The sequence below is a fragment of the Pseudomonas sp. D2002 genome (assembly GCF_013385735.1).
In the GTDB taxonomy this organism is placed as follows: Bacteria; Pseudomonadota; Gammaproteobacteria; order Pseudomonadales; family Pseudomonadaceae; genus Aquipseudomonas.
This window is the reverse complement of the sequence record NZ_JACAPL010000011.1, coordinates 1-23,878: the sequence shown is the minus strand read 5'-3', so window position 1 is coordinate 23,878 and position 23,878 is coordinate 1. Positions and strand designations below refer to the sequence as shown.

Genomic DNA, 23,878 nt, shown 5'->3' with positions numbered 1-23,878 from the left:
GGGCTTGGGTTTACACAGCAAGATATGTGGGATGAACACGGTCAGTGTGGGATCGGGCAAGCCCGCTCCCACATTGGGCCTGTTGAGGTCTTGGGGATCAGTGTTTCCAGGCCGCGCCATTTACCAGGTTTTTTGGCCGTTCGCCCGACAGCGCTGCCAGCAGATTGTCCACCGCACACTTGGCCATCGCCTCGCGCGTTTCATGGGTTGCCGAACCGATATGCGGGGTCGCCACCACGTTGTTCAAGCGCAACAACGGCGAGTCGTGGTTCAGTGGCTCGCGTTCAAACACATCCAACCCTGCCGCGCGAATCGTGCGGTTTTGCAGGGCTTCGACCAGGGCTGCTTCATCCACCACTTTGCCGCGTGAGATGTTGATAAAGATCGTCTCCGCGCCCATCAGTGCGAATTCCTCAGCGCCGATCAACTTCTCGGTTTCGGCGGTCAGCGGCAACGTCAGGCACACAAAGTCAGCCTGTTGCAGCAAGTCCGGCAGGCTGCGAAATTGCGCTCCAAAGCGTTCCTCCACCAACGGCTTGGGCGCGTGGCTGTGGTAGATCACCGGCATGCCAAAACCAAAATGCCCGCGCTGCGCCAGGGCTTCGCCGATGCGGCCCATGCCGATGATGCCCAGGGTTTTGCCGTGCACGTCGGTGCCGAAATGCGCCGGGCCGATGTTCTTGTTCCACTGGCCGGCGCGCACCATGTCGGCCAGTTCGACTACTCGGCGCGCAGTCGCCAGGATCAGCGCAAACCCGGTATCGGCGGTGGTTTCGGTGAGCACGTCCGGGGTGTTGCTGAGCAGGATGCCGCGTTCGGTCAAGTAGCCGATATCGTAGTTGTCGACGCCGACCGAAACGCTGGCCACCGCTTCGAGTTTGGGCGCCAGGTCGAGCAGTTTGGCGTCCAGGCGCAGGCTGGCACCGAGCAAACCGTGGGCGCCGGGCAAGGCGTCGCGCAGCTTGGCCAGGCCGCTTTCATCCAGCGCCTCAATCAGCGTGACGTCGGCATGTTCATGCAGGCGGGCCATCAGCGGTGCGGAGAGCTTTTTGTATAAAACGACAGATTTTTTCATCGGGTTTTGGCCTTCAATTCGAGGGTAGGCATCGGCACGCGCACACGGTCGCTGGCGCCGGGCTTGAGGAAAATCGTCAGCACCACCGAGAGCATCAACGCACCGCTCATCAGCAGGTACGAGGCGCCCGGCGAACCGGTGCTGCTATTGAGGTAACCGACCAGGTACGAGCCGCCGAAAGAACCCAGCGCGCCCATGCTGTTGATCAGCGCCATGGCGCCACCAGCGACGTTGGCCGGCAGGATCTCGGGGACGATCGCGAAGAACGGCCCATAAGGCGCGTACATGCAGGCCCCGGCGATCACCAGCAAGGTGTAGGACCACCAGAAGTGTTCGGCGCCCAGCACGTAGGAGGCGTAGAACGCGATGGAGGCAATCAGCAGCGGCGGCCACACAAAACGTTTACGTTTTTGCAGTTTGTCCGAGCCCCACGACACGGCGAGCATGCCGATCACCGCCGCCAGGTAAGGCAGCGCCGACAGCCAGCCGGCTTCGACCATGTCCATCTGCAAGCCGGCCTTGAGGATCGACGGCAGCCACAGCACGAAGCCGTACACGCCGATGCTCCAGCAGAAAAACTGCAGCGCCAGGATGATCACTTTGGGCGAGCGAAAGGCTTCGGCGTAGTTCTTCACCGCCTTGATCCCGACTTGTTCGGCGGCCAATGCGTTTTCCAGGTCGCGCTTATGCTGCTCACTCAGCCACTTGGCGTCGGCAGGTTTTTCATCCGCCAGCTTCCACCAGATAAACGCCCAGATCACCGCCGGCAAGCCTTCGATGATAAACATCCAGCGCCAGCTGAAATGCTGCACCAGGTAGCCCGAGACCACTGACATCCACAGCATGGTCACCGGGTTGCCGAGGATCAGGAAGGTGTTGGCGCGCGAGCGTTCGGCGCGGGTGAACCAATGGCACAGGTACACCAGCATCGCCGGCATCACCGCGGCTTCGACCACGCCGAGCATAAAGCGAATGGCGATCAGCATGTAGGCGTTGGACACCACGCCGGTGAGCGTGGCGAGGCCGCCCCAGAGGATCAGGCTGACGAAAATCAGCTTTTTAACACTGCGTTTTTGCGCGTAGATCGCCCCCGGCACCTGGAAGAAGAAATAGCCGAGGAAGAACAACGCGCCCAGCAGCGAGGACATGCCGGGGGTGATCATCAAGTCTTCGGCCATCCCCGAAGCAGCGGCGAAGCCGTAGTTGGCGCGGTCCAGGTACGCCAGGCTGTAGGTGATAAAAACGATGGGCATGATGTACCACCAGCGACGGGTGGCGAGTTTCAAGGTGTCCATAAAGTTGCTCCTGAGCTTGTTGTAGTTGTGGCAACAGGGTGTAAGTCATGCAACGGATCGAGTGGGTAACTCCGCGCGGGTGGGCAAGCCTTCCATATCGCCGCGGCTCTGCACGGCGCGACTGCCGATCCAGTTACCGCGCTGTACGGCTTCGCGAAAGCTGAGGTTTTCCAGCAGGGCGCTGATCATGCCGACGGCAAAACCATCGCCGGCGCCGACGGTGTCGACGACTTTTTCCACCGGCACGGCGGCGACAAAGCCTTGGTCCATCTGGGTGCGGTAATAAGCGCCGTCCGGGCCCAACTTGATCGCTACGGCTTCGGCGCCCTGGTCGAGATAGAACGCGGCGATGTCGGCCGGGTCGTCGAAACCTGTGAGCAAGCGGCCTTCGCTCAAACCCGGCAGCACCCAATCCGCCTTGGCCGCGAGGGCGTTGATTTCACTGATCATCTGCGCCTGGCTGGCCCATAACGAGGGGCGCAGGTTCGGGTCGAACGACACGCTGCGCCCGGCCTTGCGCATTTGCGTCATCAACTCGTGGGACAGTTCGCGGGTGGCCTCGGACAACGCGGGGGGAATGCCGGTGGCATGCAGGTGCCGCGCCTGCAGCAGCGCGGGGCTGATAGCGGCGATGGACAGGTGGCTGGCCGCCGAGCCTTTGCGGAAGTACTCCACTTGTGGGTCAGCGCCGGCTTCTTCGCGGGATTTGAACTGGAAACCGGTGGGGTGCAGCGGGTCGACCGCCACATGCCGACAATCCAGGCCTTCGTTTTTCAACGTGTCGAGCACAAACCGCCCCAGGGAATCCTGCCCGACCCGGCTCAGCCAGGCCACATTGAAGCCCAGGCGTGACAGGCCGATGGCGACATTGCTGTCGGCCCCGGCAATGCGTTTATGGAACTGGGCCACCTGGGCCAGGTCACCGGTCTGCTCGGCGACAAACATCGCCATGGTTTCACCAAACGAGAGGATATCGATCTCAGACATGGGCATTCTCCGCACGCGGCTGGCCAAGGAGGGCGAGGGTGGCGACCTGTTGTGCGGTGACGTCGATAAGGTCATCGCCTTGCAACGGGAATTCCACGGCCCGGGTAATACCTTGAGTCATATGTTTGAGCAGTTGTTCCCACAGATGCAGGTCGGTGGCGCCGGGCGGCAGGGCGACCAGTTTGCAGTCCGGCCGACGCGCCACGGCCTTGCAGTGCAGGTAGTCCACGTGGCGACCCAGCAGGCGCGCGGCGGTGAGGGCGGATTGGTCCTGCCACTGCCAGTTGCCGATGTCGAAGGTCATCTTGACCGGCAGGCCCAGGCGCTCGACTTCGCTGAAGAAACGTTGCATCGGCTCGATTCGGCCGCCGTGCAAGGTCTGGTCGTTTTCCACCAGCAGCTGAACCGGGTGGCGGTTGAGCAGGGCGTGCAGGCTTTGCAGGTCGTTGGTGTCGGTGAAGTAACCGAGGGAGACTTTCAGCCAGCGCGAGCCGAAGGCCTGGGCGCGGTCCAGGGTGGCGGCGAGTTCGGCATTCGGCTGGGCGCGCCCGGCGACCCAGAGTTCCAGCGGTGAAGAGAACACCGATTCCAGGCCATGCTCGGCGGCGGCCTGGGCCAATGTGGCCGGGTGTTCGCGGGTCAGCAGCTCTTCACGCCATTCGATGCGCTGGGCGCCGGCTGCGCTGAGCAACTCGACAAAACTCAATTGGCCACGCTCGCGAACCAGGTCGGCGCCGTAGCTGGAAAGGCTGATGGAAACGGGGTATTTGTGCATTGTTGTGTACCTCTGAAACCGGTTTCATTTTTATACGCAAAACTAACGTGGGAGCTGGCTTGCCTGCGATGGCGGTGTGTCAGGCGACTATTGCTTCGTCTGGTGCACCGTCATCGCAGGCAAGCCAGCTCCCACAAGGGATTGGGTGGAGCCGCGGATGATCAGATCGGGTAGGAAATCCAGGGTGCGGGTCGGCGCGTCATCGCCGCGCAGGCGTTTGAGCAGGCACTCGAAGGCGCTGGCGCCAATCGCTTCGGTGGGTTGGGCGAGGGCGGTAATGCCACTGCCCACCAACGGATACCAGTCGAGGTCATCCAGGGCGATCAGGCCGACATCCTCAAACAGCTTGCAGCCCAGGGCCTTGAGTGCGCGGGTACAGGCCAGCGCGGCAATGCCGTTGGCGCAGAACACGGCCTTGGGGCCGGGGTTGGCCAGAAAGGTCTGCAGGTGTTTTTCCAGCGCGTCATCCAGTTCCAGCACCGCGCCGGTCAAGCCGGGGCGGGCGGCGATTTCGGCGGTGAAACTGGCCTGGCGCTCCAGGCGTGAGCTGGTGCCATCGGCCGCTTCGCTCACCAGCAGCACATCGCGATAACCCTGTTGCTGCAGATGCTCCACAGCGATACGCACGGCTGCGGGGTTGTCCAGCCCGACCAGGTCGCTGTGCAGCGGTTCGACTTTACGGTCGACCAGCACCAGCGGCATTTCCTGCTGCAGCTCGAGCAATTGGTCAAGGTGATGGCCGAGGGTGTTCACGATCAGCCCTTCGATGTTGTAAGAGCGCAGCGCCGCCAAGTGCTGGCGTTCCTGCGCGTCATCGCGGTTGGTGTTGCACACCACCAGGCTGTAGCCGTGTTGGCGGCAGGCGGTTTCGACGCCGTGCATTACGGCGATGGAATAGGGGTTGCGGATATCGGCCACCAGCATGCCGATCAAGCGTGTGCGGCCGCGTTTCAAGCCGCGAGCCATCTGGTTGGGGCGGTAGCCGAGTTCGCTGATGGCCTGCTCGATGCGCAGCGCAATGGCGTCGGAGAGCAGGGCGCGGTCATCACCGATAAAGCGCGACACGCTGGCTTTGGACACACCGGCACGTTCGGCGACGTCGAGCATGGTCACGCGGCTGCGCTGGGCGGCGGAAAATGGGGTCACGGTAGCGGGCCTTTCTTATTGGATTTTGCGGTTCCATCGAGGGCTGCTAACGCTGAAACCGGTTTCATGGAATGCCAGTCGAACCGTTTCGTCAAGGAATATTTAGAAATGGGTAACGGCACCCAACTCAAGAAAATCGACGAACGGATAGGCCTACCTGTTAGTTCTGACAGTATCCGGCCACGCGCTTTAGGCGTTTAATTTTTCCATCGCTGACAGGTAAAGGCATGCCTTCCTGATTCGCCGTGGTGAAATTCATCTTGAGGCTGGAACATGACCACTCCCAAAAAAATTACTGCTCGTTCCAGCCTTTTAAGCACCGCTTTCTCCTGGACCGAGGGGGTTGACCCGGTCACGATCCCGGGCGTCGATACCACCGACGAGAGGGGTATTGTGTCGCGTGAGCTGCTGCGCAATGCATTGAAAGTCAGGATCCCCTCTTGGCTTCCAGAGCCGTCAGCGCCGCAGGACCTCGTGCACACGTGCCGGCTGTGGTGGGAAAGCAACGATGTAATAAAGTTGCTCGACTCCTTTGAGGTCAAGGTACCCCCACCGGCTATTCCCCAATATTACGAACGCGAAATTAAATTATCCGACTTGCGAAGCGCTACGCGAGTCGCGCGCGTTTATTACACCTTTCAGATATTCGGCGGGCTCAGTACCAGCGAAAGCGTTTACATCACCATTGACCTGGAAGCGCCATCACTGAACCTGCCGTCGGACGTTGCCGAATTTGTTGCGTCGCCTGGGCCGGCGATCACCGAGCAATATTTGGTTGCCCATCAGCCCGTGCGGTTTTTTATCTCGCCCTACGACATTGATGCATTGAATGACCGGGTTGAGTTCACTGTGTCCAATTCATCAACGCCACCGACAAAACCTGCGGACGGGGGCTCGTTGGTGGATTTCAGTACCGACCGATGGACGGCCACATTGGACCCCGCTGCGTTTCGCAAGCTGAACAATGGCCCTGCGTGGCTGTTCTACCGGGTTTTTGATGAGACCGGCAATTACAGCGCAATGAGTGCTGGCCTGCCTTTTGTGATGGCGCTTGGCCTGCCGGCCCCGAGCATTCGCCCTCCGGTCTACAACGATCAGTTGATCAAGCGTGATGACGCACGCCGGGATGAAGGCGGCGGGGTGTTTGTGCGTATAGACGGCTACACTGGCTGGTCAGCCGCTGCCAAGCATGAAGTGGTGGTGTACTGGGATGATCGCCCGACTACCCGCCTGGTCGTCACCCAGCTCCCTTTCGATGTTGAAATTCCCTGGACCGTTCTCAGGGGCCCGGCCGCCGTTCTGGCGAAGCAGAGCGTACCGGTTCGTTACGAAATTTATGGGCTTAATCCGACGCCGGCGCCTTCTGTATCGGTATCGGTCAATGTCGACCTGACGATTGCCGGCCAGGATCACCCCAATGCGCCAGCACTGCTGAACCCCACCCTGGCACGGGCGGAAATTGTGGGGCTCACCGGCACCAATATGCTGGTTGATGCCGACCGAGGCCAGCCGGTGCAAGTCCGCGTGCGTTTGTTTGATACGCCGCAGGTGGGGCAGGTGTTGAGCTTGTTCTGGAACGGTGTGGGCCCGGTGGCGACCTATACAGTGCGCACCGCAGATACAGCGGGTAATTGGGTGTATTTTCCCAACGTGCCGTGGTCGGTGGTCAGTGGTGCTAATACCGCTACTTATGCTGTGCATTACACCACCAGTAATGGCGTTAACGAACAGCGCTCGCCCGTGACTAATGTGAATGTCAAAGTTATTCCGCTGCCGGCACCTAAACTCGGTCACGACAAACTGGTCAACGATTACTTGAACTGCTATTCGGAACCCTCACCGGTGAAGGGTATTGTTTGGAAGATAGCGGCCAATCCCAATATACGTATTGGCGATTTGGTAACGGTTAGGTTTGTAGGGTTTAACGAGAATAACTGGGCCACCGTCAATACGAATGTCGTGTTCAGTCAGTCACTGTTTTGGGAAGCAACTCATACGGCAGCCGGGCTGATGAAGATCATTGTGGATGAGTTCGACGCAGCGATTTTTCCGCTGCGCAAACGCGGCTCCGCTACGTTGATTTATGAAGTATGGCGTCACGGCGAAAAAGTAGCTGAATCACTTCCCGGGAAAGTACGTATTGACTTGACGTACCCTGGCGGTAAGTACTGCTCTGACAAGGGAATTGTAGCCGGTTGAATGTGCTGTGATTGAAATCAGCTATTGATTAAGTGCGTGTGTCGTCAGTGTTGGTTGGTTTTTCAAAAGGGTTCGCGGTGGATAAACAACGTTTATTCAACTGGCGAAGAGTGCTGTTGGTGTGAGTGGTTTAACTATCCGGAGCAAGACAATGGATCGTACAAATAGAGCAATTATTGATAGTTTCGTGGAACGAGATATCGACTTCTACATCCCCCAGGCTTATAACCCCGGTACGTTGGTAGGTGAAGTTCCAGGGTACCGCGGGTTGTTGACGCGTACGGCCTCAAGAAGTCAGAGCACCCTACTTAATATCGAGCTATGGCTTGAGCCCAGCGTTGGTCAGATAGTTGAAGTCCAAATCGTCCCGTTTGTTAACTTGGACACGCTGCCCCCACCTCCAGAGCCCGCTAAAGATCCAGATGAGAAGGAGAAGGAGGAAGATCCGACAGTGCCGCCCCCTCCGGAGCTCACGGCAGAGCAAAAGATAGAAGCCGCTGAGAATCACTATTTCGATTCCAATGGTTGGACGTATCGACGTGAAGTTACGAGCCTGACCGACCCTATTCAGGTGGATATACCGCAAGGCTTTCGCCCCCCTGGGCTGTATTTGCTCAGGTACAAGGTGCGGGAGCCCAATGCAAGTAGTTCTAACAAGTCGGTTCCGCAACTACTGATCGTCGACGAGACGTCGCCCTACGACCAGCCTCGCATCAACCCTCCTCGACCACGGCTGCCGCTTGAATTGCCGGCGGGGGCGACGCTGGATGAAGCCTTTTTTAGAACCCAGGATAACAACATGGTGTTCTTCCCGATTCCTTACACTGAGGCCCAAGGGTACGCTCCGGGCGATAAATGGGAAGGGTTTTTCGGCTCTTCGGACGAACCCTACGCGATCGGCACGCAAACACAACACGAGTTCGACGCATCCCGAGGTCCGGGCATTTGGCTGCCGTGGGATGTTGTCCTGGCCGAGAGTGGGGGCGTTTATACGCTTACCTATAAACTGTATGACGCTGGCCTCAATCCATCCGAGCGGTCGCTCAGCTTGAACCTGAACAGCTTGGCACAGTCTCCGGTGCCAACCGAATTCAAGGCGCCTCTGGTTGCTCTAGCCGTGCCCGGCGATGGCTTGATTGACAGAGCTGATGTGGTGGCGCAACGCGGTACGACAATGGAGATTCTTAACATCCCCAACGCGCTTGCGACAGATATCATTGATCTTCAACTGATCTCGACTTCATTCACACCGCCAATCACCCTCTCGCGATCAACGCCAGTTGGTACGGGTCGATTCATCACGTTTGACTCGGATGCCATGGACACGCTGTACGGGGGCAGAGCAGTCGGCAAAAACCGAGTGCGGATTGTAGCGTCTTACGTCCTGCGTCGTGGAACAAACACCTACCCGGCGGCGGCGTTGGAGACGCCATTCGATCTGGACTTGTCTGTTCCGGGGCCCAACCCAACCGGGCCTGGGCCACTCAATACCAACTTGCCGCTGGCGATAGTGCGCCCCGTGCGTCCTGCCAGCGATACTGCCCCGATCACGGACAACCATTTGGAGGAACGAGACGCCGGCCGGGATGCGATCGCTCGAATTCCATACTGGACCGGCCCCGTATCGCCCGCCGACTCACTGCCTTACAGGATCACATTGCATTTTGCTGGCAAGCACTACCCACTGACTGTTACGACTATTTCTACATTAGGGTATGACCCGATTCGTATTCCCTTTAATGATATCAAAGCTGCGGGCGGTCCTAGCCAGATCGCGTATTACACCATTACCTCCGCGGCCAGCGCCAACCCGCAAGACTCAGGGCCTACAACCGTCAAGGTAGACTCTGTGATCATGCAAATGGATCCGCCAGTGGTGCTCGGTTACAGTGGTACTCCAGCTACGCTGACCTGCGATAGCTTGATCCCACCCAATACCGGCAGACTCCGCGTCCATATTTCCGGTTCGGATTATTTGGTCACAGGTAATACGGTTTCCGTCAGATACCAAGGGTTTGCAAATGGCGTCTCTGTAGTCGATGTAACTAAGGATTTCGTAGTGCCTGATACTGTTGCTGCTCGCAATGGGTGGGACGTGACATTTGAAGAGTCCTCGGTGGATCTGTTTAACCCGCTCACGCCGAATCGCGGGAGCACTGCCACCGGGTCGGCAACGGTCACTGTTTCGACCGTGTATCAAGGGCAGACGGTGCCTTCTCGTCCCGCCACTTATCGCGTAAGGGGTTACAAGGGAGCGACGTCTCGCGTCAACTATTGTGAGGGCCTGGCTATGCCTCCAGCGCCTACAACGCCCTAAATAAAAAACGCAAGGGAAATTGCCAGAGAGGGGTCGAACCCTCTTTGGCATTCCTGTTTGTAGCGGCTCGGTTCTTTCAGCGCTGCGCAAGGCGCGCCTCTTACATGATCCGTTTGCTGTTTGGCAGATTCTTGGGAGAAGTCCTACAGATCTGAACGATGCGCTGGTTAATTATGGCCGCGCTTGATGGGTTGCTCTCGCGAGTTTGAGAGCCCGTCCTATCGTTTCGTACAGGCACTAGAGGTCCATCGTATGTCGGCAGTATTTAACTTCAAAAAAACGCCTCTGAGCCTTGCGTTGGCGGCCCCGGCAGTCACGTTAGTGTTTCTGGCCTCACCCAATGTTCACGCCGAGACGCCAGTGGTGCGTCCTAATACGTCGATAGCACCGACTGTGCGGCTTGATAATTATGTGCTGTATCCCGGTTCGAGCCTGATAGTCCACGGCGCGCAAACCCGGCAGATTTTGATGACGCGTGCAGGCTTGACGTTGCAGCCCGGCAGCAGGACGGGAGATATCACGGCGACGGACGGGTCAAGAATCCTCGTCAATAACTCACGAGTCAACTCGCGTATTGGCAACACGGCAGCCATTTTAGCGAGTAACAACAGCACCGTGACAATCGCCAACAACAGTACGGTGACCAATGTTAATGGTTGGGGTGTAGCGATAAACGCTGCGCTCGGCGGCACGGATGGTTCAACCGTTACGGTCAGAGACAGCAGGGTTTTCGGTTCCCTGCGCGGTATTTCGGCCGGCGTCTATGGCGTGGCGAATCTGGACAATGCCCATGTCGAGGGCACCACCGCCGCCGGCATAGGTTTAGTGATGTTTAATGCCGACGCTAACGCAAAGAATAAAAGTCTTATTCTGGGCGGGGTAAACGGCGTCAATATGACATCGCTTGGGAGTGTGTCGCGGACCAATACCTTGGTCCTGGATAATTCCGTGGTCCAGGGAAAAACCGGTGCTGCCATTCGGGTGGCCCCGGGCCCAGGCAATAACACCAAGTCCAATATTCACGTGCTTAACGGCTCGAACCTGATTGGCGGCAATGGTGTGCTGCTCGACGTTGCCAACAACGCCACCGCCAACCTGAATGTCGACAACAGCCAGTTGATCGGTGATGTGGTGATTGGCACCGGCGGCTTGGGCACGGTGCAACTTAACAACAATGCCTCGCTGACCGGCCAGTTACGCAACGTCGAGCAACTTGACGTCAACAGCAACGCCCAGTGGGTGATGGTGGGTGACAGCCAGGTCAATACGCTGAAAATGGGCGGCGGTAACGTGGTGTTTGGTGCCCCGCTGCAGTATCTGCAACTCAATACCAACAACTTGACCGGCAACGGTACGTTCAAAATGTACACCAACTTCAACACCGGCGAGACCGACCTGTTGAACGTCAACGGCAACGCCGAAGGTGATCACCAATTGTTGATCGGTGCCAGTGGCTCGGAGCTGGCCACCGGTGAGGCGATCAAAGTGGTGCACACTGAAAGCGGCGGCGCCAAGTTCGGCCTGGTGGGCGATACCGTCGATGTCGGCGCGTTCGAATATGGGCTCAAGCAGGAAGGCACCGACTGGTACCTGGACACCGAGAAAAAGGGCACCAGTACCAGCGCCAAGGCCGTATTGGCACTCGCCAACGCTGCACCGGCGGTATTGCTGGGCGAAGCGAGCGTATTGCGCACCCGTATGGGGGAAGTACGCTTCGGCGACGGCAAGGAGCAAGGCCTGTGGATACGCAATTACACTAACCGGACAGACGTGGCCGCCAACACCAACGGCGTGGGTTACAAACAGAATCAGTCGGGCCTGACCCTGGGTGCGGACTGGGCCATGGATGAACTGTGGACAGTGGGTGTGATGGGTGGTTACAGCAACTCCACCCTGGGCCTGAGCCGCGGCAGCAGCGGTATGGTCAACAGCTACTACGCCGGTGTCTATGGCATTTTTCGTGATGAAGAGAGCGGCGTGTATGTCGACCTGACCGCCAAGGTCAACCGCCTGAATGGTCAAAGCCAGGTCAACATGAGCGATGGTAAGCGCGCCAAAGGCAAATATACCCAGGACGCGGTGAGTGGATCGGCTGAAATCGGCAAGAACATCAAACTCAATGATGACGGCTTGTTTGTCGAACCCTTCGTTCAGGTGGCCGTCGCCAAAATTGGCGGCTCCAACTACACCATGGACAACGGTTTGAAGGCCAAAAGCGATCGCGCCACTTCCGCGACCGGCAAGGTGGGTGTCACTGTCGGCCAAAACATCCAGCTCGACAGCGGCGGCATCCTGCAGCCGTACCTGCGTACTGCCGCAACGCGCGACTTCAGCCCGGACAGCAGGGTCTATATCAACGATCAGGCGTTCAAAAACAACCTGTCGGGGAGCGGTGTAGAGGTCGCGGGCGGCGTGGCTGCCTCAGTGACGAAAAACCTGAGTGTGCATGCCGAAGTCACGCACATGAAAGGCAAGGCTTATGATCAGCCTATGGGTCTCACTGTAGGTTTGCAGTACGCCTTCTAAGTAAAATGGGCTAATGCCAGTCGGTTAGAAGAAGCGCTGTACTGTGGCGAGGGAGCTTGCTCCCGTTGGGCTGCGTAGCAGTCCCATTTTCAGGGCCGCTTCGCGCTGGAGCGCCAACCCGGCCCAGCGGGAGCAAGCTCCCTCGCCACAGGTTACCGATTGTATGCCCCAGATCAGCACGCTCGCGCTAACTGAACAAGCCTGCCGCAATATTGATCGAGAAACCCAATATCGCTGTATTGAACAGGAAACCGATCAACGATTGGCCCAGTACCACTTTGCGCAGGCTCCGTGTCGCCACGCCCACATCGGCTGTTTGCACCGCCACGCCGATGGTGAACGAGAAGTACAGGAAGTCCCAGTAGTTGGGGTTGCGCAAGCCTTCGGCGAAGCGCAGCGCGGGTTCTTCGCCTTCCCAGGTGTAAAAAAGCCGCGCGTAATGCACGCTGAAAATCACCCCGGTCAGCAACCACGAGCCGACCACTGTCATGCCGGTAAAGCCGTAATGCAGCGCGCGTGCCGTGCTGTCCAGGTCCTTGCTGCCTACCAGGTTTACGGTAATGGTTGCCAGGCTGGCAATCGCGGCGATGCACACCATGAACAGCACCAACCCGGCGTTTTCATCCTCGATTTCGGCGATGCGTTTTACGTCGTCGGCGCGAGCGCGGGTCGCCAGCCACAGCATCAGCAGCAGGTAGGTCCAGACACCCGCGTTCCAGCCGATGAGGATTTTGCTGATGAGTGTATCGGCCGGCGCTAGGATGCCCACGGCAAGGCCGAGTACGGCGGCGGATGAGAGGCGAGGGTGGGTGCGGGCGAGGAAGGCCATGGGGGCTCACAACAGGGGACGTTGTGAGCACGATAGCGCATTCTCCAACGGCTGGCCTCTGTGGCGAGCGCGCCTGTCGTGGCTGGCAGGCTTGCCACAGTTAACGCCGTTTGCGCACCAGCTTCATGACCACCACAAAAAACACTGGCACAAACACCACCGCCAGCGTCGCGGTGATCATCCCGCCGATCACACCTGTACCAATCGCTTGCTGGCTGGCCGAGCTGGCGCCGGTGGCAATCGCCAGCGGCACCACGCCGAGGATAAACGCCAGCGACGTCATGATGATCGGCCGCAACCTGAGCCGCGCGGCTTTCAGGGTCGCGTCGATCAGGTCTTCACCTTGGTCGTACAGGTCCTTGGCAAACTCGATGATCAGGATCGCGTTCTTCGCCGACAAGCCGATAATCGTGATCAAGCCGACCTTGAAGAACACATCGTTAGGCATGCCGCGTAAGCTCACCGCCAATACCGCGCCGAGCACGCCCAGCGGCACCACCAGCAACACCGAGGTCGGGATCGACCAGCTTTCATACAACGCCGCCAGGCACAGGAACACGATCAGCAACGACAGGCCGAGCAGCAACGGCGCCTGGGAGCCGGACAAACGTTCCTGCAGCGACAACCCGGTCCATTCCTGGCCCAGGCCTGCCGGCAGCTGGCTGACCAGGCGCTGGATTTCGCTCATCGCCTCGCCGGTGCTGTGCCCCGGCGCCGCTTCGCCACTGATGGCGATGGCGGGGTAGCCGTTGTAGCGGGTCAGCTGTGCCGGGCCTTGGGTCCACTTGGCTTCGACAAACGCCGACAGTGGCACCATCTTCCCGGCGGTGTTGCGCACGTTGATCTTCAGCAAATCCGCGACCTGGCTGCGCTGGTCGCCTTCGGCCTGCACCACCACCCGTTGCATACGGCCCTGGTTGGGGAAGTCGTTGACATACGCCGAGCCGACGGCCGAGGACAGCACATTGCCGACGTCGGCAAACGACACGCCCAACGCATTGGCCTGCTTGCGGTCCACTTCCAGCTGCACTTGCGGTGCTTCGGCCAGGGCGCTTTCCCGCACGTTGGCGAGGATCGGGCTCTTCTCGGCGGCTGCCAGCAACTCGGTACGCGCGGCCATCAACGCCGCGTGACCGACACCACCACGGTCCTGCAAACGGAACTCGAAACCACTGGAGGTGCCCAGGCCGTCTACCGGTGGCGGCAGGATCGCGTAGGCAATCGCGTCCTTGAGCTCACTGAAGGCGGCGTTGGCGCGGTCGGCAATCGAGGCGGCCGAGTCATCGCTGCCGCGTTCCGACCAGTCCTTCAGCGTGGTAAACGCCAGCGCCGCATTCTGCCCGGAGCCGGAGAAACTGAAGCCCATGATCATGGTGGTATCACCCACGCCAGGCTCCCCGGCGTTATGCGCTTCGATCTGCTCGGCCACCTGCACCGTGCGGTTCTTGCTCGCACCCGGTGGCAGTTGGATATCGGTGATGGTGTAACCCTGGTCTTCCACCGGCAGGAACGAGGAGGGCAGGCGGCTGAACATCCAGCCCAGGCCCACCAGCAACACCAGGTAGATCAGCAAATAGCGGCCGCTGCGCTTGAGGGCGTACGCCACCCAGCCTTCATAGCGGTTGGTAAGGCTATCGAAACGTTTGTTGAACCAACCAAAAAAACCGCCCTTGGCGTGGTGTTCGCCCTTGGCAATCGGCTTGAGCAAGGTCGCGCACAGCGCCGGGGTCAAGGTCAGGGCGAGGAACGCCGAGAACAGGATCGAGGTGGCCATCGACAGCGAGAATTGCTGATAGATCACCCCCACCGAGCCGGGCATGAACGCCATCGGCAGGAACACCGCTACCAGCACCAAGGTGATACCGATGATGGCGCCGGTGATCTGGCCCATGGCCTTCTTGGTCGCCTCCTTGGGCGACAGGCCCTCGGTGGCCATGATCCGCTCGACGTTTTCCACCACCACAATCGCATCGTCCACCAGGATGCCGATGGCCAAAACCATGCCGAACATGGTCAGCACGTTGATCGAGAACCCCAGCAACAGCATGGTGGCGAAGGTGCCCATCAGCGCAATCGGCACCACCAGCGTCGGGATCAAGGTGTAGCGCACGTTCTGCAGGAACAGGAACATCACCGCAAACACCAGCGCCATGGCTTCGAGCAAGGTGTAGACCACCTTGGTGATCGAGACTTTGACGAATGGCGAGGTGTCGTACGGAATCTTGTATTCCACGTTGGCCGGGAAGTAGCGCGACAGCTCGTCCATCTTCGCCCGCACCAGCGTCGCGGTATTCAGCGCGTTGGCCCCCGGCGCCAGTTGCACACTGACGGCGGTGGACGGCTTGCCGTTCAAGCGTGTGGAGAACTGGTATTCCTGGCTGCCGATTTCCACCCGCGCCACATCGCCGATGCGCACGGTGGAGCCGTCAGGGTTGGCCTTGAGCACGATGTCGGCGAATTCGGCCGGCGTCGACAGTTGGCCCTTGACCAGGATTGCGGCGGTGATTTCCTGGGTCTTGGTGCCCGGCAAATCACCAATGCTGCCCGCCGAAACCTGGGCGTTCTGCGCGCTGACGGCCGCGTTGACGTCGGCCGGCGTGAGGTTGAAGCCGATGAGCTTCTGCGGGTCGATCCAGATGCGCATGGCACGCTCGGCGCCATACAACTGCGCCTTGCCCACACCGTCGAGGCGCTTGAGCTCGTTCATCACGTTGCGCGCCAGGTAATCACTGAGCGCAACGTCATCGAGCTTGCCGTCGCTGGACGTCAGGGTCACCAGCAGCAGGAAACCGGCGGAGACTTTTTCCACCTGCAAGCCTTGCTGAGTCACCGCTTGCGGCAGGCGCGGCTCTACTGCTTTCAGGCGGTTTTGCACATCGACCTGGGCCATTTCCGGGTCGGTGCCGGGCTGGAACGTCGCGGTGATGGTGGCCGAGCCCAGGCTGCTCTGGGATTCGAAATACAGCAGGTGGTCGGCGCCATTGAGCTCTTGCTCGATCAGGCTGACCACGCTTTCGTCCAGGGTCTGGGCCGAGGCGCCGGGGTACACCGCGTAGATTTCCACCTTTGGCGGCGCGACGTTGGGATACTGGGCCACCGGCAACTGCGGGATCGCAAGCGCACCGGCCAGCAGGATAAACAGGGCGACCACCCAGGCGAAGATCGGGCGGTCAATAAAGAACTGCGGCATTGTCAGGTATTCCTTTCCTTAGCGGACCGAGGCCTGGGCATTCGGCGCGGGGCTGTCGTCCACTTCGACTTTTTCACCGGGGCGCGCATGTTGCAGGCCTTCGACGATGATGCGGTCACCGGGTTTGAGGCCGCTGCTGACGATCCAGCGATCCTCGATCACCGCGCCCAGCTCCACCGGCTGCTGGCTGACGGTTTGTTCGGCGTCCAGCAGCAGCACCATCGGGATACCGGCGCTGTCGCGGGTGATGGCGCGTTGCGGCACGCTGATGCCTTGTTTGTCCACGGCCTGTTCCAGGCGCACGCGCACAAAACTGCCGGGCAACAGGTCGAGGTCCGGGTTGGGGAACTCGCTGCGCAGGATGATTTGCCCGGTGCCGGGGTCGACGCTGATTTCGGCAAACAGCAATTTGCCCGGCAGCGGGTACAGGCTGCCGTCGTCCTGGATCAGCGTGGCCTTGGCCTGGTCCTGGCCGACCTGTTTCAAGCTACCGGCACGGAAGGCGCGGCGCAGGTCGTTGAGCTCGCGGGTGGACTGGGTCAGGTCGGCGTGGATCGGGTCCAGCTGCTGGATGACCGCCAGCGGCGTGGCCTCGTTCTGGCCGACCAGCGCGCCCTCGGTCACCAGCGCGCGGCCGATGCGCCCGGAAATCGGCGCGGTCACGGTGGCGTAGCCCAGGTTGAGTTTGGCGCGCTCGACGGCGGCTTTGTTGGCGGCGACCTCGGCGTTGGTCTGGCGCACGGCGGCGCGGGCGTTGTCGTAATCCTGGCCGCTGATGGCGTTGCCTTCGACCAGCTGGCTGTAGCGCTGCTCTTGCAGGCGCGCCTGGAACGCGTTGGCCTCAGCCTTGCTCAGGTTGGCCTGGGCGCTGTCGAGGTCGGCTTTAAAGGGCGCCGGGTCAATGCGAAACAGCACGTCGCCCTGTTTGACGTCATGGCCTTCCTTGAACACCCGCTGCATGACCACGCCGGCGACGCGTGCGCGCACTTCGGCAATGCGTGGCGCGGCGATGCGCCCGCTCAGTTCACTGGTGATCGAGAGAGGCTTGGCCTGCAGCGTTTCGACGCGGACTTTGGCCAGGGGCGTTTCCGGCGTTTCGTCCGCCGACTTGCCACAGGCGCTCAAAGCAAGCGTCAGGGCCAGCAGGCAAAACGGTGCAAACAGATTCTTCGACATGCTCATATCCCATTATTGACTGGCGCATCCTAAAGACACCTGCGCCGTGGTGCTGTGAAGCTGTGTAGCGCGTCTGTGAAGAAATGTAAGGTGCAGCCCACATTCGGCCGAGGGCGTATATCCTTGCACAATCCTGCAAACAGCAAAGATCAAATGTGGGAGCGGGCTTGCTCGCGAAAGCGGTGTATCAGTCAAAAAATCTGTCAACTGAACCACCGTCTTCGCGAGCAAGCCCGCTCCCACATTGGGTTTGTGTACGACCGCTAACAGTATTATTTGGAAACACCATGCCCAACATCCTCCTGGTGGAAGACGACGCCGCACTCTCCGAGCTGATTGCCAGCTACCTGGAACGCAATGGCTACCACGTCAGCGTGCTCAGCCGCGGCGACCACGTACGCGAACGCGCGCGCCTCAACCCGCCGGACCTGGTGATCCTCGACCTGATGCTGCCCGGCCTCGACGGCTTGCAGGTGTGTCGCCTGCTGCGTGCCGACTCGGCGGGCCTGCCGATTTTGATGCTCACCGCCCGCGACGACAGCCACGACCAGGTGCTGGGCCTGGAAATGGGCGCTGACGACTATGTCACCAAACCCTGCGAGCCGCGCGTGCTGCTGGCCCGTGTGCGCACCTTGCTGCGCCGCAGCAGCCTGTCCGAGCCCCAAATGGCGAATGACCAGATCGTCATGGGCAACCTGTGCATCGACTTGTCGGAACGTACCGTGACCTGGCGCGAGCAGGCGGTGGAGCTGTCCAGCGGTGAATATAACCTGCTGGTGGTGCTGGCCCGGCATGCCGGTGAAGTGCTCAGCCGCGACCAGATCCTGCAACGGCTGCGCGGCATCGAGTTCAACGGCACCGACCGTTCGGTGGACGTGGCCATCTCCAAGCTGCGGCGCAAGTTCGATGACCACGCCGGTGAAGCGCGCAAGATCAAGACCGTGTGGGGCAAGGGCTACTTGTTCAGCCGTTCCGAGTGGGAATGCTGATCCATGTTTCGTGTGCTGCTGCGCCTCTACCTGATCACCATCGTCACCTACAGCGCGGCGATCTACCTGATTCCCAAGCTGGTGATTCAGGTGTTCGAACACCGCTACATGAACTACAACGTCGAGCAGAGCCGCGGCCTGCAAACACTCATCGTCAAGCAGTACCTGCGGGCGCCGGTGGAGCGCTGGTCGCAGGTTACCGACCAACTGAGCCGCGATTTTGCGCCGCTTAAAGTGCAACTGCTGCTGCGCCAGGACGCGAGCTACAGCCCCGAAGAAGAACAGTTGCTGGAACACGGCAAACCGGTGATCCGCCTGGGCGAGTGGGGCTGGATGGAGGAGGTCAGTTCGCCGATCAACCAGCAGTTTGCGGTCAAGCTGACCATCCCGCCCGACCCGCTGGACATGAACCTGTTGTACTGGTCGATGAACGTGCTGATCGGCGCCGCGCTGCTGGCCTGCCTGCTGTTCTGGCTGCGCCCGCACTGGCGTGACCTGGAACGCCTGAAAACCACCGCCGCCCAGCTCGGCAAAGGCAACCTGGCCGAGCGCACGCGGATTCCCGCCAGCTCCAACATCGGCAGCCTGGCGTCGGTGTTCGACACCATGGCCGACGATATCGAACGCCTGCTCAACCAGCAGCGCGACCTGCTCAACGCCGTCTCCCATGAGCTGCGCACGCCGCTGACGCGCCTGGATTTCGGCCTGGCCCTGGCCCTGTCCGAAGACTTGCCGCCGGCCAGTCGCGAACGCCTGCAAAGCCTGGTGGCGCACATTCGTGAGTTGGATGAGTTGGTACTCGAGCTGCTCTCCTACAGCCGCCTGCAAAACCCCGCGCAATTGCCGGAGCGGGTCGAGGTGGTGCTCGACGAGTTCATCGACAGCGTGCTCGGCAGCGTCGACGACGAGCTGGAGAACCCCGAAATTGTCATCGACGTGGCGCTCGACTGCGCCGTCGAACGCTTCAGCCTCGACCCGCGCCTTACCGCCCGCGCATTGCAGAACCTGCTGCGCAATGCCACGCGTTACTGCGACAAGCGCATCCAGGTGGGCGTCAAGGTGTGCGCCAACGGCTGTGAAATCTGGGTGGACGACGACGGCATCGGCATTCCGGTGGACCAGCGTGAACGCATTTTCGAACCCTTCTATCGCCTCGACCGCAGCCGCGACCGCGCCACCGGCGGCTTCGGCCTCGGCCTGGCGATCAGCCGCCGCGCGATGGAAGCCCAGGGCGGCACGTTGACGGCCCAGGCGTCGCCGTTGGGCGGGGCACGGTTCCGGCTGTGGTTGCCCAGCGTCGGCTGATCAGAGCACCTTGACGGCGCGGCCGATCGCCTGGATCGGCCCGGTGGGTTTGCCGCTCGGCGAGCCACGCGAGTCTTCCAGGGTCAGCTCGAACAATTGGTTGGGTGCCAGGGGCGGAAGCTTGTCCAGCGGCACCGACAGCGTTTGCCCCGGCTTGACCAACCCTAGCGATACGGGGGCTTGCCAGCCCTCCGCTTTGGTCCAGAATTGCAGCGCCTTGTCGGCAGGCACCTCCATCACGCCCAGCGGTATCAGCTGGATTTGCTGAGTATTGCTGGCCTGTATCACCCAACCCGGCGCCTGGCTTTGTGGCGCCACCAGCACCACCACAAAGGTCGGTTCAGCAGTGGGCGGGCGGGTCAGCAGCAGGGTGGTCAATACCAAGGTTGCTACCAGACCCGCGCCGGCCAAACCGCGCCATAGCGCCAGCAGGTTCCACCACGGCACTTGAATATCGCTGGGCGCGACAGTGTGTTCAATGCGCCGCCATAGCTGGGACGAGGGTGACACCGGCTCAGCCAATGCCGTCAGTGGCAGCAGGCGCTGCTCCCACGTGTCCACCGCCGCACGCAACTCGGCGTCCATAGGTAAGTGCCGTTCAACCTCGGCGCGCTGTTCGGCGGGCAGGGTGCCCAACACGTACTCGCTGGCCAGTTCGTCAAGTGGATTACTCATGCCATGCACTCCCGCAGCGCGGCGAGGCTACGTTTGATCCAGGCTTTGACGGTTCCAAGTGGAGTGTCCAGTTTCTGTGCGATTTCGCTGTGGGAATAGCCATCGACATAAGCATGCAGGATGCAGCGGCGACGGGCCGGATCGAGCTGTTCCAGGCAATGGTGAATCTGCCCGGAGCGCGCGGTGAATTCAAAGGTGTCGTGGGCGGTTACGACGTGCTCATGGGCTTCGCTCAAGGCCACCTCGCGGTGATGATTGCGCACAAAATTGAGCGCCAGATGCCGAGTTACGCTGAACACCCAACCGCGCGCCGAGCCACGGCTGGGGTCGAAACTCCCCGCGCCACGCCAGATCTTGATAAATGCGTCATGCACGATGTCTTCGGCCAGGGCTTTGTCGCGCGCGATGCGCAGGGCCACGCCGAGCAGGCGACTGCTCTCTTGCTCATAGAGTCGGCGCAGGGCATGTTGATCGCCACGGGCACAGGCCTGCAGACAGGCGTCGTAATCAAACAGGGATTCAGGTAAGGACACGGTTTTGCGCCGCAAGATCAAGGCCAATACCCCGACCCAAAGGCCGGGGCGCTATCGCAGCAGCGTAGCTGAATTTACTCAGTTGGCCGCCCAGAAGATGTAGTCGGCCTGGTACTTCACCACTTCCTGCTTGCCCTTGTTCGCGACGGTGCACTCAGTGCTCGGTGCCACGCCACCCTTGAGGGCGACGCGCTGAACGTAACTGATGCCACTCATCGCGCCTTTGCCTTCGGCCGGGTTGGCCTTGACCAACTGATAGGGCAGGTTGCCCGCACTCGACGGCGCCACGGCCAGTTGGGTGCCGGTGATTTTCGAGCCGTCATTGGCCTGCCACGTGGCGGGCGGGCCGAAGTAGGTGCCGACGGCTTTGCCGCTGCGGTCATTCAACACCGCCTTGGGGCCGACGAAGGTCCATTCGGTCTGGCCGGCGGCGTTGGCTTTGTCGCGGCATTCGTAGGTGATTTCGCCGACGCCGGTGGTCTCCAGCGCCACCTTGTGCCCCTCCGGCACCTTGATGCTGTCGGGCAGGCCGGTCTGGGCGAAAGCTATTGGCGCCGCGGCCAGCAGGGCGGTCAGGCAGAACAGTGCTTTAACGTTCATCGGTGTTTCTCCATTGAGTAAAACAGCGGGGTCACTGTAAGCACTACCCAGGCCGCGCTTGATTGGATGCAGTGATTAGAAAATAAATGCACAAGGGCGCACACTGTGCCCCCCGCTTTACCCGAGGAGAGATTGGCAATGACTGGTGTTCACACGTCTGCTCAACAGGGTTTCTCTACCCAGGCCGTCACCTACGCCCAAGGCCGGCCCGACTATCCACGACAACTCACCGGCTGGCTGACCGAGGCGCTGCACATCGATGCGCAATCGACGGTGATCGACCTGGGCGCCGGCACCGGCAAGTTCACCCGTTTGCTCAGCACCCTGGCGCCCGCGCTGATCGCCGTCGAGCCGGTACAGGCGATGGGCGCGCAGCTGAATAAACTCCTGCCGGACGTGCGCCTGGTAGAAGGCACCGCCGACGCCATGCCGCTGCCCACCGCTGTCGCCGATGCGCTGGTGTGTGCCCAGGCCTTCCATTGGTTCTCCACCGAGGCGGCGCTGGCGGAAATCCACCGCGTGCTCAAGCCCGATGGGCGCCTGGGGCTGGTGTGGAATGTGCGCGATGAGTCGGTGGATTGGGTCGCTGCGATTACCGACATCATCACGCCGTACGAGGGCGACACGCCGCGTTTTCACACGGGGCGTTGGCGTGAAGCCTTCACCGGTGAGTATTTTTCCGTGCCTGAGATGACGACTTTTACGTATCAACATGTTGGCAGCCCGCAGGAGGTGATCATGGATCGCTTTTTGTCGGTGAGTTTTATCGCGGCGCTGCCGGCGGCTGCCAAAGCCACGGTCACCGCGCAATTACAGGCGTTGGTCGACACCCATCCCGCCTTGCGCGGCCGTGACACGGTGGCCTTCCCGTATCAGACCCAGGCCTATGTGTGTCAGCGTCTGGCGAAAAAGGCATAAAGTCAGATCACATTGATATAAGTCGTTATATGAAAAATCGCTATCCTGCGGCCAGAAATTTATAAGGCCGCGGGTAGCTGTAATGGATGTGGGGAATTTTGGTTTTGTAATCGCGGGCCTGATCGTTGGTTTTATCGTCGGCATGACCGGTGTCGGCGGGGGCTCGTTGATGACGCCGATCCTGTTGTGGTTCGGCATCAACCCGGCGACTGCGGTGGGCACCGACCTTTTGTACGCGGCGATCACCAAGTCCGGTGGCGTGCTGGTGCACAGCAAGAACAAGAACATCGACTGGACCATCACCGGCTGGCTGACCCTGGGCAGTGTGCCTGCGGTGCTGTTGACCTTGTGGTTCCTGGCCAGCCTGCATACCGATCCGAGCGCCATGAACGCGGTGATCAAACAGGCGCTTGGGGTGGTGTTGCTGCTGACGGCGCTGGCGATTCTGTTCAAGAAAAGCCTGTTGGCGTTTGCCCAGCGGCATGCGGGTGATGACTACCACATGAGCCCGCGCAACCTGAACGCGCTGACGGTGGTGACCGGTGCCATCCTGGGCACCATGGTTGCGCTGACCTCCATCGGCGCCGGGGCGCTCGGCACGGTGGCGCTGTTTATTCTGTATCCGTTCCTGGCCACGCGGCGGTTGGTCGGCACCGAGATTGCCCATGCGGTGCCGCTGACATTGGTAGCGGGTTTGGGGCATGCCAGCATGGGGAACATGGATTGGCATCTGCTGGGGTTTTTGCTGATGGGGTCGTTGCCGGGGATTTACCTGGGCAGCCACATGACCGGCAAGGTTCCGGATGGTGTACTGCGGCCGTGCCTGGCGGTGATGTTGATGACCATTGGGTATAAGTTGGCGTTTTGATGGGGGCATATCCGTTATTTAGGTAACGGCGGCTTGGGGTTAAGCTCTTACAGCGGGTCACTTTGTAAAGACCGGAAGCCTGCGTTCGGCCAGCGTGGTTAACGGGGCTATCCCAGATCAAGATCAAGATCAAAAGCAGAGCACGGCGACCTGGTAGCCGACCTGAGTGGTAGAAGCAAAAGCACATCTACCTGATGTACTGAGATCCAAAGTGTGGGAGCGGGCTTGCTCGCGAAGGCGGTGTGTCAGTGACACATGAGCTGGCTGACCCACCGCATTCGCGAGCAAGCCCGCTCCCACAATTAGACCGAGTTCGGCCGCCAGACCACTGTGCTCTGCTTTTCTGTGGGAGCTGGCTTGCCTGCGATGCAGACACTTCGGTCCAGCAGGTACACCGAGTCGATGCCATCGCAGGCAAGCCAGCTCCCACATGTGATTGAGTTCAGCTTCCAGGATCAGGTCGGCTGTCAGGCCG

19 protein-coding genes are annotated in these 23,878 nt (G+C 60.4%); 7 read left to right on the top strand and 12 right to left on the bottom strand.

Features of this window, described 5'->3' with window-relative positions; translation table 11 throughout:
* Nucleotides 1–97: 97 nt before the first annotated feature.
* The 5 genes from HX783_RS21360 to HX783_RS21340 form a co-directional block, all read right to left on the bottom strand.
* Nucleotides 98–1,075 (bottom strand): NAD(P)-dependent oxidoreductase, encoded by a 978-nt coding sequence (locus HX783_RS21360; protein WP_177018124.1) that lies wholly within the window; start codon nt 1,073–1,075, stop codon nt 98–100.
* Complete coding sequence (locus tag HX783_RS21355) at nt 1,072–2,370, bottom strand: MFS transporter (protein WP_177018123.1); 1,299 nt, start codon at nt 2,368–2,370, stop codon at nt 1,072–1,074. The genes HX783_RS21360 and HX783_RS21355 overlap by 4 nt, the downstream gene beginning before the upstream one ends.
* A gap of 45 nt (nt 2,371–2,415) precedes the next feature.
* A complete protein-coding gene (locus HX783_RS21350) occupies nt 2,416–3,357 on the bottom strand; it encodes a sugar kinase (RefSeq protein ID WP_177018122.1) in 942 nt (313 codons plus the stop codon).
* Nucleotides 3,350–4,132 carry a sugar phosphate isomerase/epimerase gene (locus tag HX783_RS21345; protein ID WP_177018121.1) on the bottom strand — a complete coding sequence of 261 codons (783 nt, stop codon included), beginning with the start codon at nt 4,130–4,132 and terminating at the stop codon, nt 3,350–3,352. Before HX783_RS21345 ends, HX783_RS21350 begins: the two co-directional genes overlap by 8 nt.
* Nucleotides 4,133–4,219: 87 nt before the next feature.
* Complete coding sequence (locus HX783_RS21340) at nt 4,220–5,278, bottom strand: LacI family DNA-binding transcriptional regulator (RefSeq protein WP_177018120.1); 1,059 nt, start codon at nt 5,276–5,278, stop codon at nt 4,220–4,222.
* 273 nt (nt 5,279–5,551) lie between these two features.
* Here HX783_RS21340 and HX783_RS21335 point away from each other — a divergent pair, with 273 nt between their 5' ends.
* The 3 genes from HX783_RS21335 to HX783_RS21325 all read left to right on the top strand — a co-directional run bounded on the left by HX783_RS21335 (nt 5,552) and on the right by HX783_RS21325 (nt 12,320).
* Nucleotides 5,552–7,477, top strand: a complete 1,926-nt coding sequence (locus HX783_RS21335) for a hypothetical protein (protein WP_256347228.1) — start codon at nt 5,552–5,554, stop codon at nt 7,475–7,477.
* Nucleotides 7,478–7,628: 151 nt separating this feature from the next.
* The gene (locus HX783_RS21330; protein WP_177018119.1) at nt 7,629–9,794 is read left to right on the top strand and encodes a hypothetical protein; all 2,166 of its coding nucleotides are present in this window, start codon (nt 7,629–7,631) and stop codon (nt 9,792–9,794) included.
* A gap of 186 nt (nt 9,795–9,980) precedes the next feature.
* The gene (locus HX783_RS21325; RefSeq protein WP_256347227.1) at nt 9,981–12,320 is read left to right on the top strand and encodes an autotransporter outer membrane beta-barrel domain-containing protein; all 2,340 of its coding nucleotides are present in this window, start codon (nt 9,981–9,983) and stop codon (nt 12,318–12,320) included.
* A gap of 187 nt (nt 12,321–12,507) precedes the next feature.
* Here the strand turns inward: HX783_RS21325 and HX783_RS21320 are convergent, their stop codons facing one another.
* The 3 genes from HX783_RS21320 to HX783_RS21310 all read right to left on the bottom strand — a co-directional run bounded on the left by HX783_RS21320 (nt 12,508) and on the right by HX783_RS21310 (nt 17,515).
* The gene (locus HX783_RS21320; RefSeq protein WP_159957115.1) at nt 12,508–13,149 is read right to left on the bottom strand and encodes a DUF1345 domain-containing protein; all 642 of its coding nucleotides are present in this window, start codon (nt 13,147–13,149) and stop codon (nt 12,508–12,510) included.
* A 100-nt stretch (nt 13,150–13,249) separates the two neighbouring features.
* Complete coding sequence (locus HX783_RS21315; RefSeq protein WP_177018118.1) at nt 13,250–16,339, bottom strand: efflux RND transporter permease subunit; 3,090 nt, start codon at nt 16,337–16,339, stop codon at nt 13,250–13,252.
* 18 nt (nt 16,340–16,357) lie between these two features.
* Nucleotides 16,358–17,515 carry an efflux RND transporter periplasmic adaptor subunit gene (locus tag HX783_RS21310; protein ID WP_177018117.1) on the bottom strand — a complete coding sequence of 386 codons (1,158 nt, stop codon included), beginning with the start codon at nt 17,513–17,515 and terminating at the stop codon, nt 16,358–16,360.
* A gap of 287 nt (nt 17,516–17,802) precedes the next feature.
* On the opposite strand from HX783_RS21310, the gene HX783_RS21305 reads away from it, so the two are divergent.
* Both HX783_RS21305 and HX783_RS21300 read left to right on the top strand, forming a co-directional pair.
* Nucleotides 17,803–18,504, top strand: a complete 702-nt coding sequence (locus HX783_RS21305) for a response regulator transcription factor (protein WP_106577862.1) — start codon at nt 17,803–17,805, stop codon at nt 18,502–18,504.
* A 3-nt stretch (nt 18,505–18,507) separates the two neighbouring features.
* Nucleotides 18,508–19,809 (top strand): ATP-binding protein, encoded by a 1,302-nt coding sequence (locus tag HX783_RS21300; protein WP_177018116.1) that lies wholly within the window; start codon nt 18,508–18,510, stop codon nt 19,807–19,809.
* On the opposite strand, the gene HX783_RS21295 is transcribed toward HX783_RS21300, so the two are convergent.
* The 3 genes from HX783_RS21295 to HX783_RS21285 form a co-directional block, all read right to left on the bottom strand.
* Nucleotides 19,810–20,484: an anti-sigma factor domain-containing protein gene (locus HX783_RS21295; RefSeq protein ID WP_177018115.1), complete on the bottom strand. Its 675-nt coding sequence runs from the start codon at nt 20,482–20,484 to the stop codon at nt 19,810–19,812.
* The gene (locus HX783_RS21290; protein WP_177018300.1) at nt 20,481–20,999 is read right to left on the bottom strand and encodes a sigma-70 family RNA polymerase sigma factor; all 519 of its coding nucleotides are present in this window, start codon (nt 20,997–20,999) and stop codon (nt 20,481–20,483) included. The genes HX783_RS21295 and HX783_RS21290 overlap by 4 nt, the downstream gene beginning before the upstream one ends.
* 96 nt (nt 21,000–21,095) lie before the next feature.
* The gene (locus HX783_RS21285; protein WP_177018114.1) at nt 21,096–21,617 is read right to left on the bottom strand and encodes a DUF3455 domain-containing protein; all 522 of its coding nucleotides are present in this window, start codon (nt 21,615–21,617) and stop codon (nt 21,096–21,098) included.
* 138 nt (nt 21,618–21,755) lie between these two features.
* Here HX783_RS21285 and HX783_RS21280 point away from each other — a divergent pair, with 138 nt between their 5' ends.
* Both HX783_RS21280 and HX783_RS21275 read left to right on the top strand, forming a co-directional pair.
* Entirely contained in the window at nt 21,756–22,535 is a 780-nt protein-coding gene (locus HX783_RS21280; protein ID WP_177018113.1) for a class I SAM-dependent methyltransferase, read from the top strand.
* 82 nt (nt 22,536–22,617) lie between these two features.
* Nucleotides 22,618–23,403: a sulfite exporter TauE/SafE family protein gene (locus tag HX783_RS21275; RefSeq protein ID WP_159957101.1), complete on the top strand. Its 786-nt coding sequence runs from the start codon at nt 22,618–22,620 to the stop codon at nt 23,401–23,403.
* 129 nt (nt 23,404–23,532) lie between these two features.
* Here the strand turns inward: HX783_RS21275 and HX783_RS29805 are convergent.
* On the bottom strand, nt 23,533–23,878 hold a 346-nt coding region (locus tag HX783_RS29805), incomplete at its 5' end, for a hypothetical protein (RefSeq protein WP_218175326.1).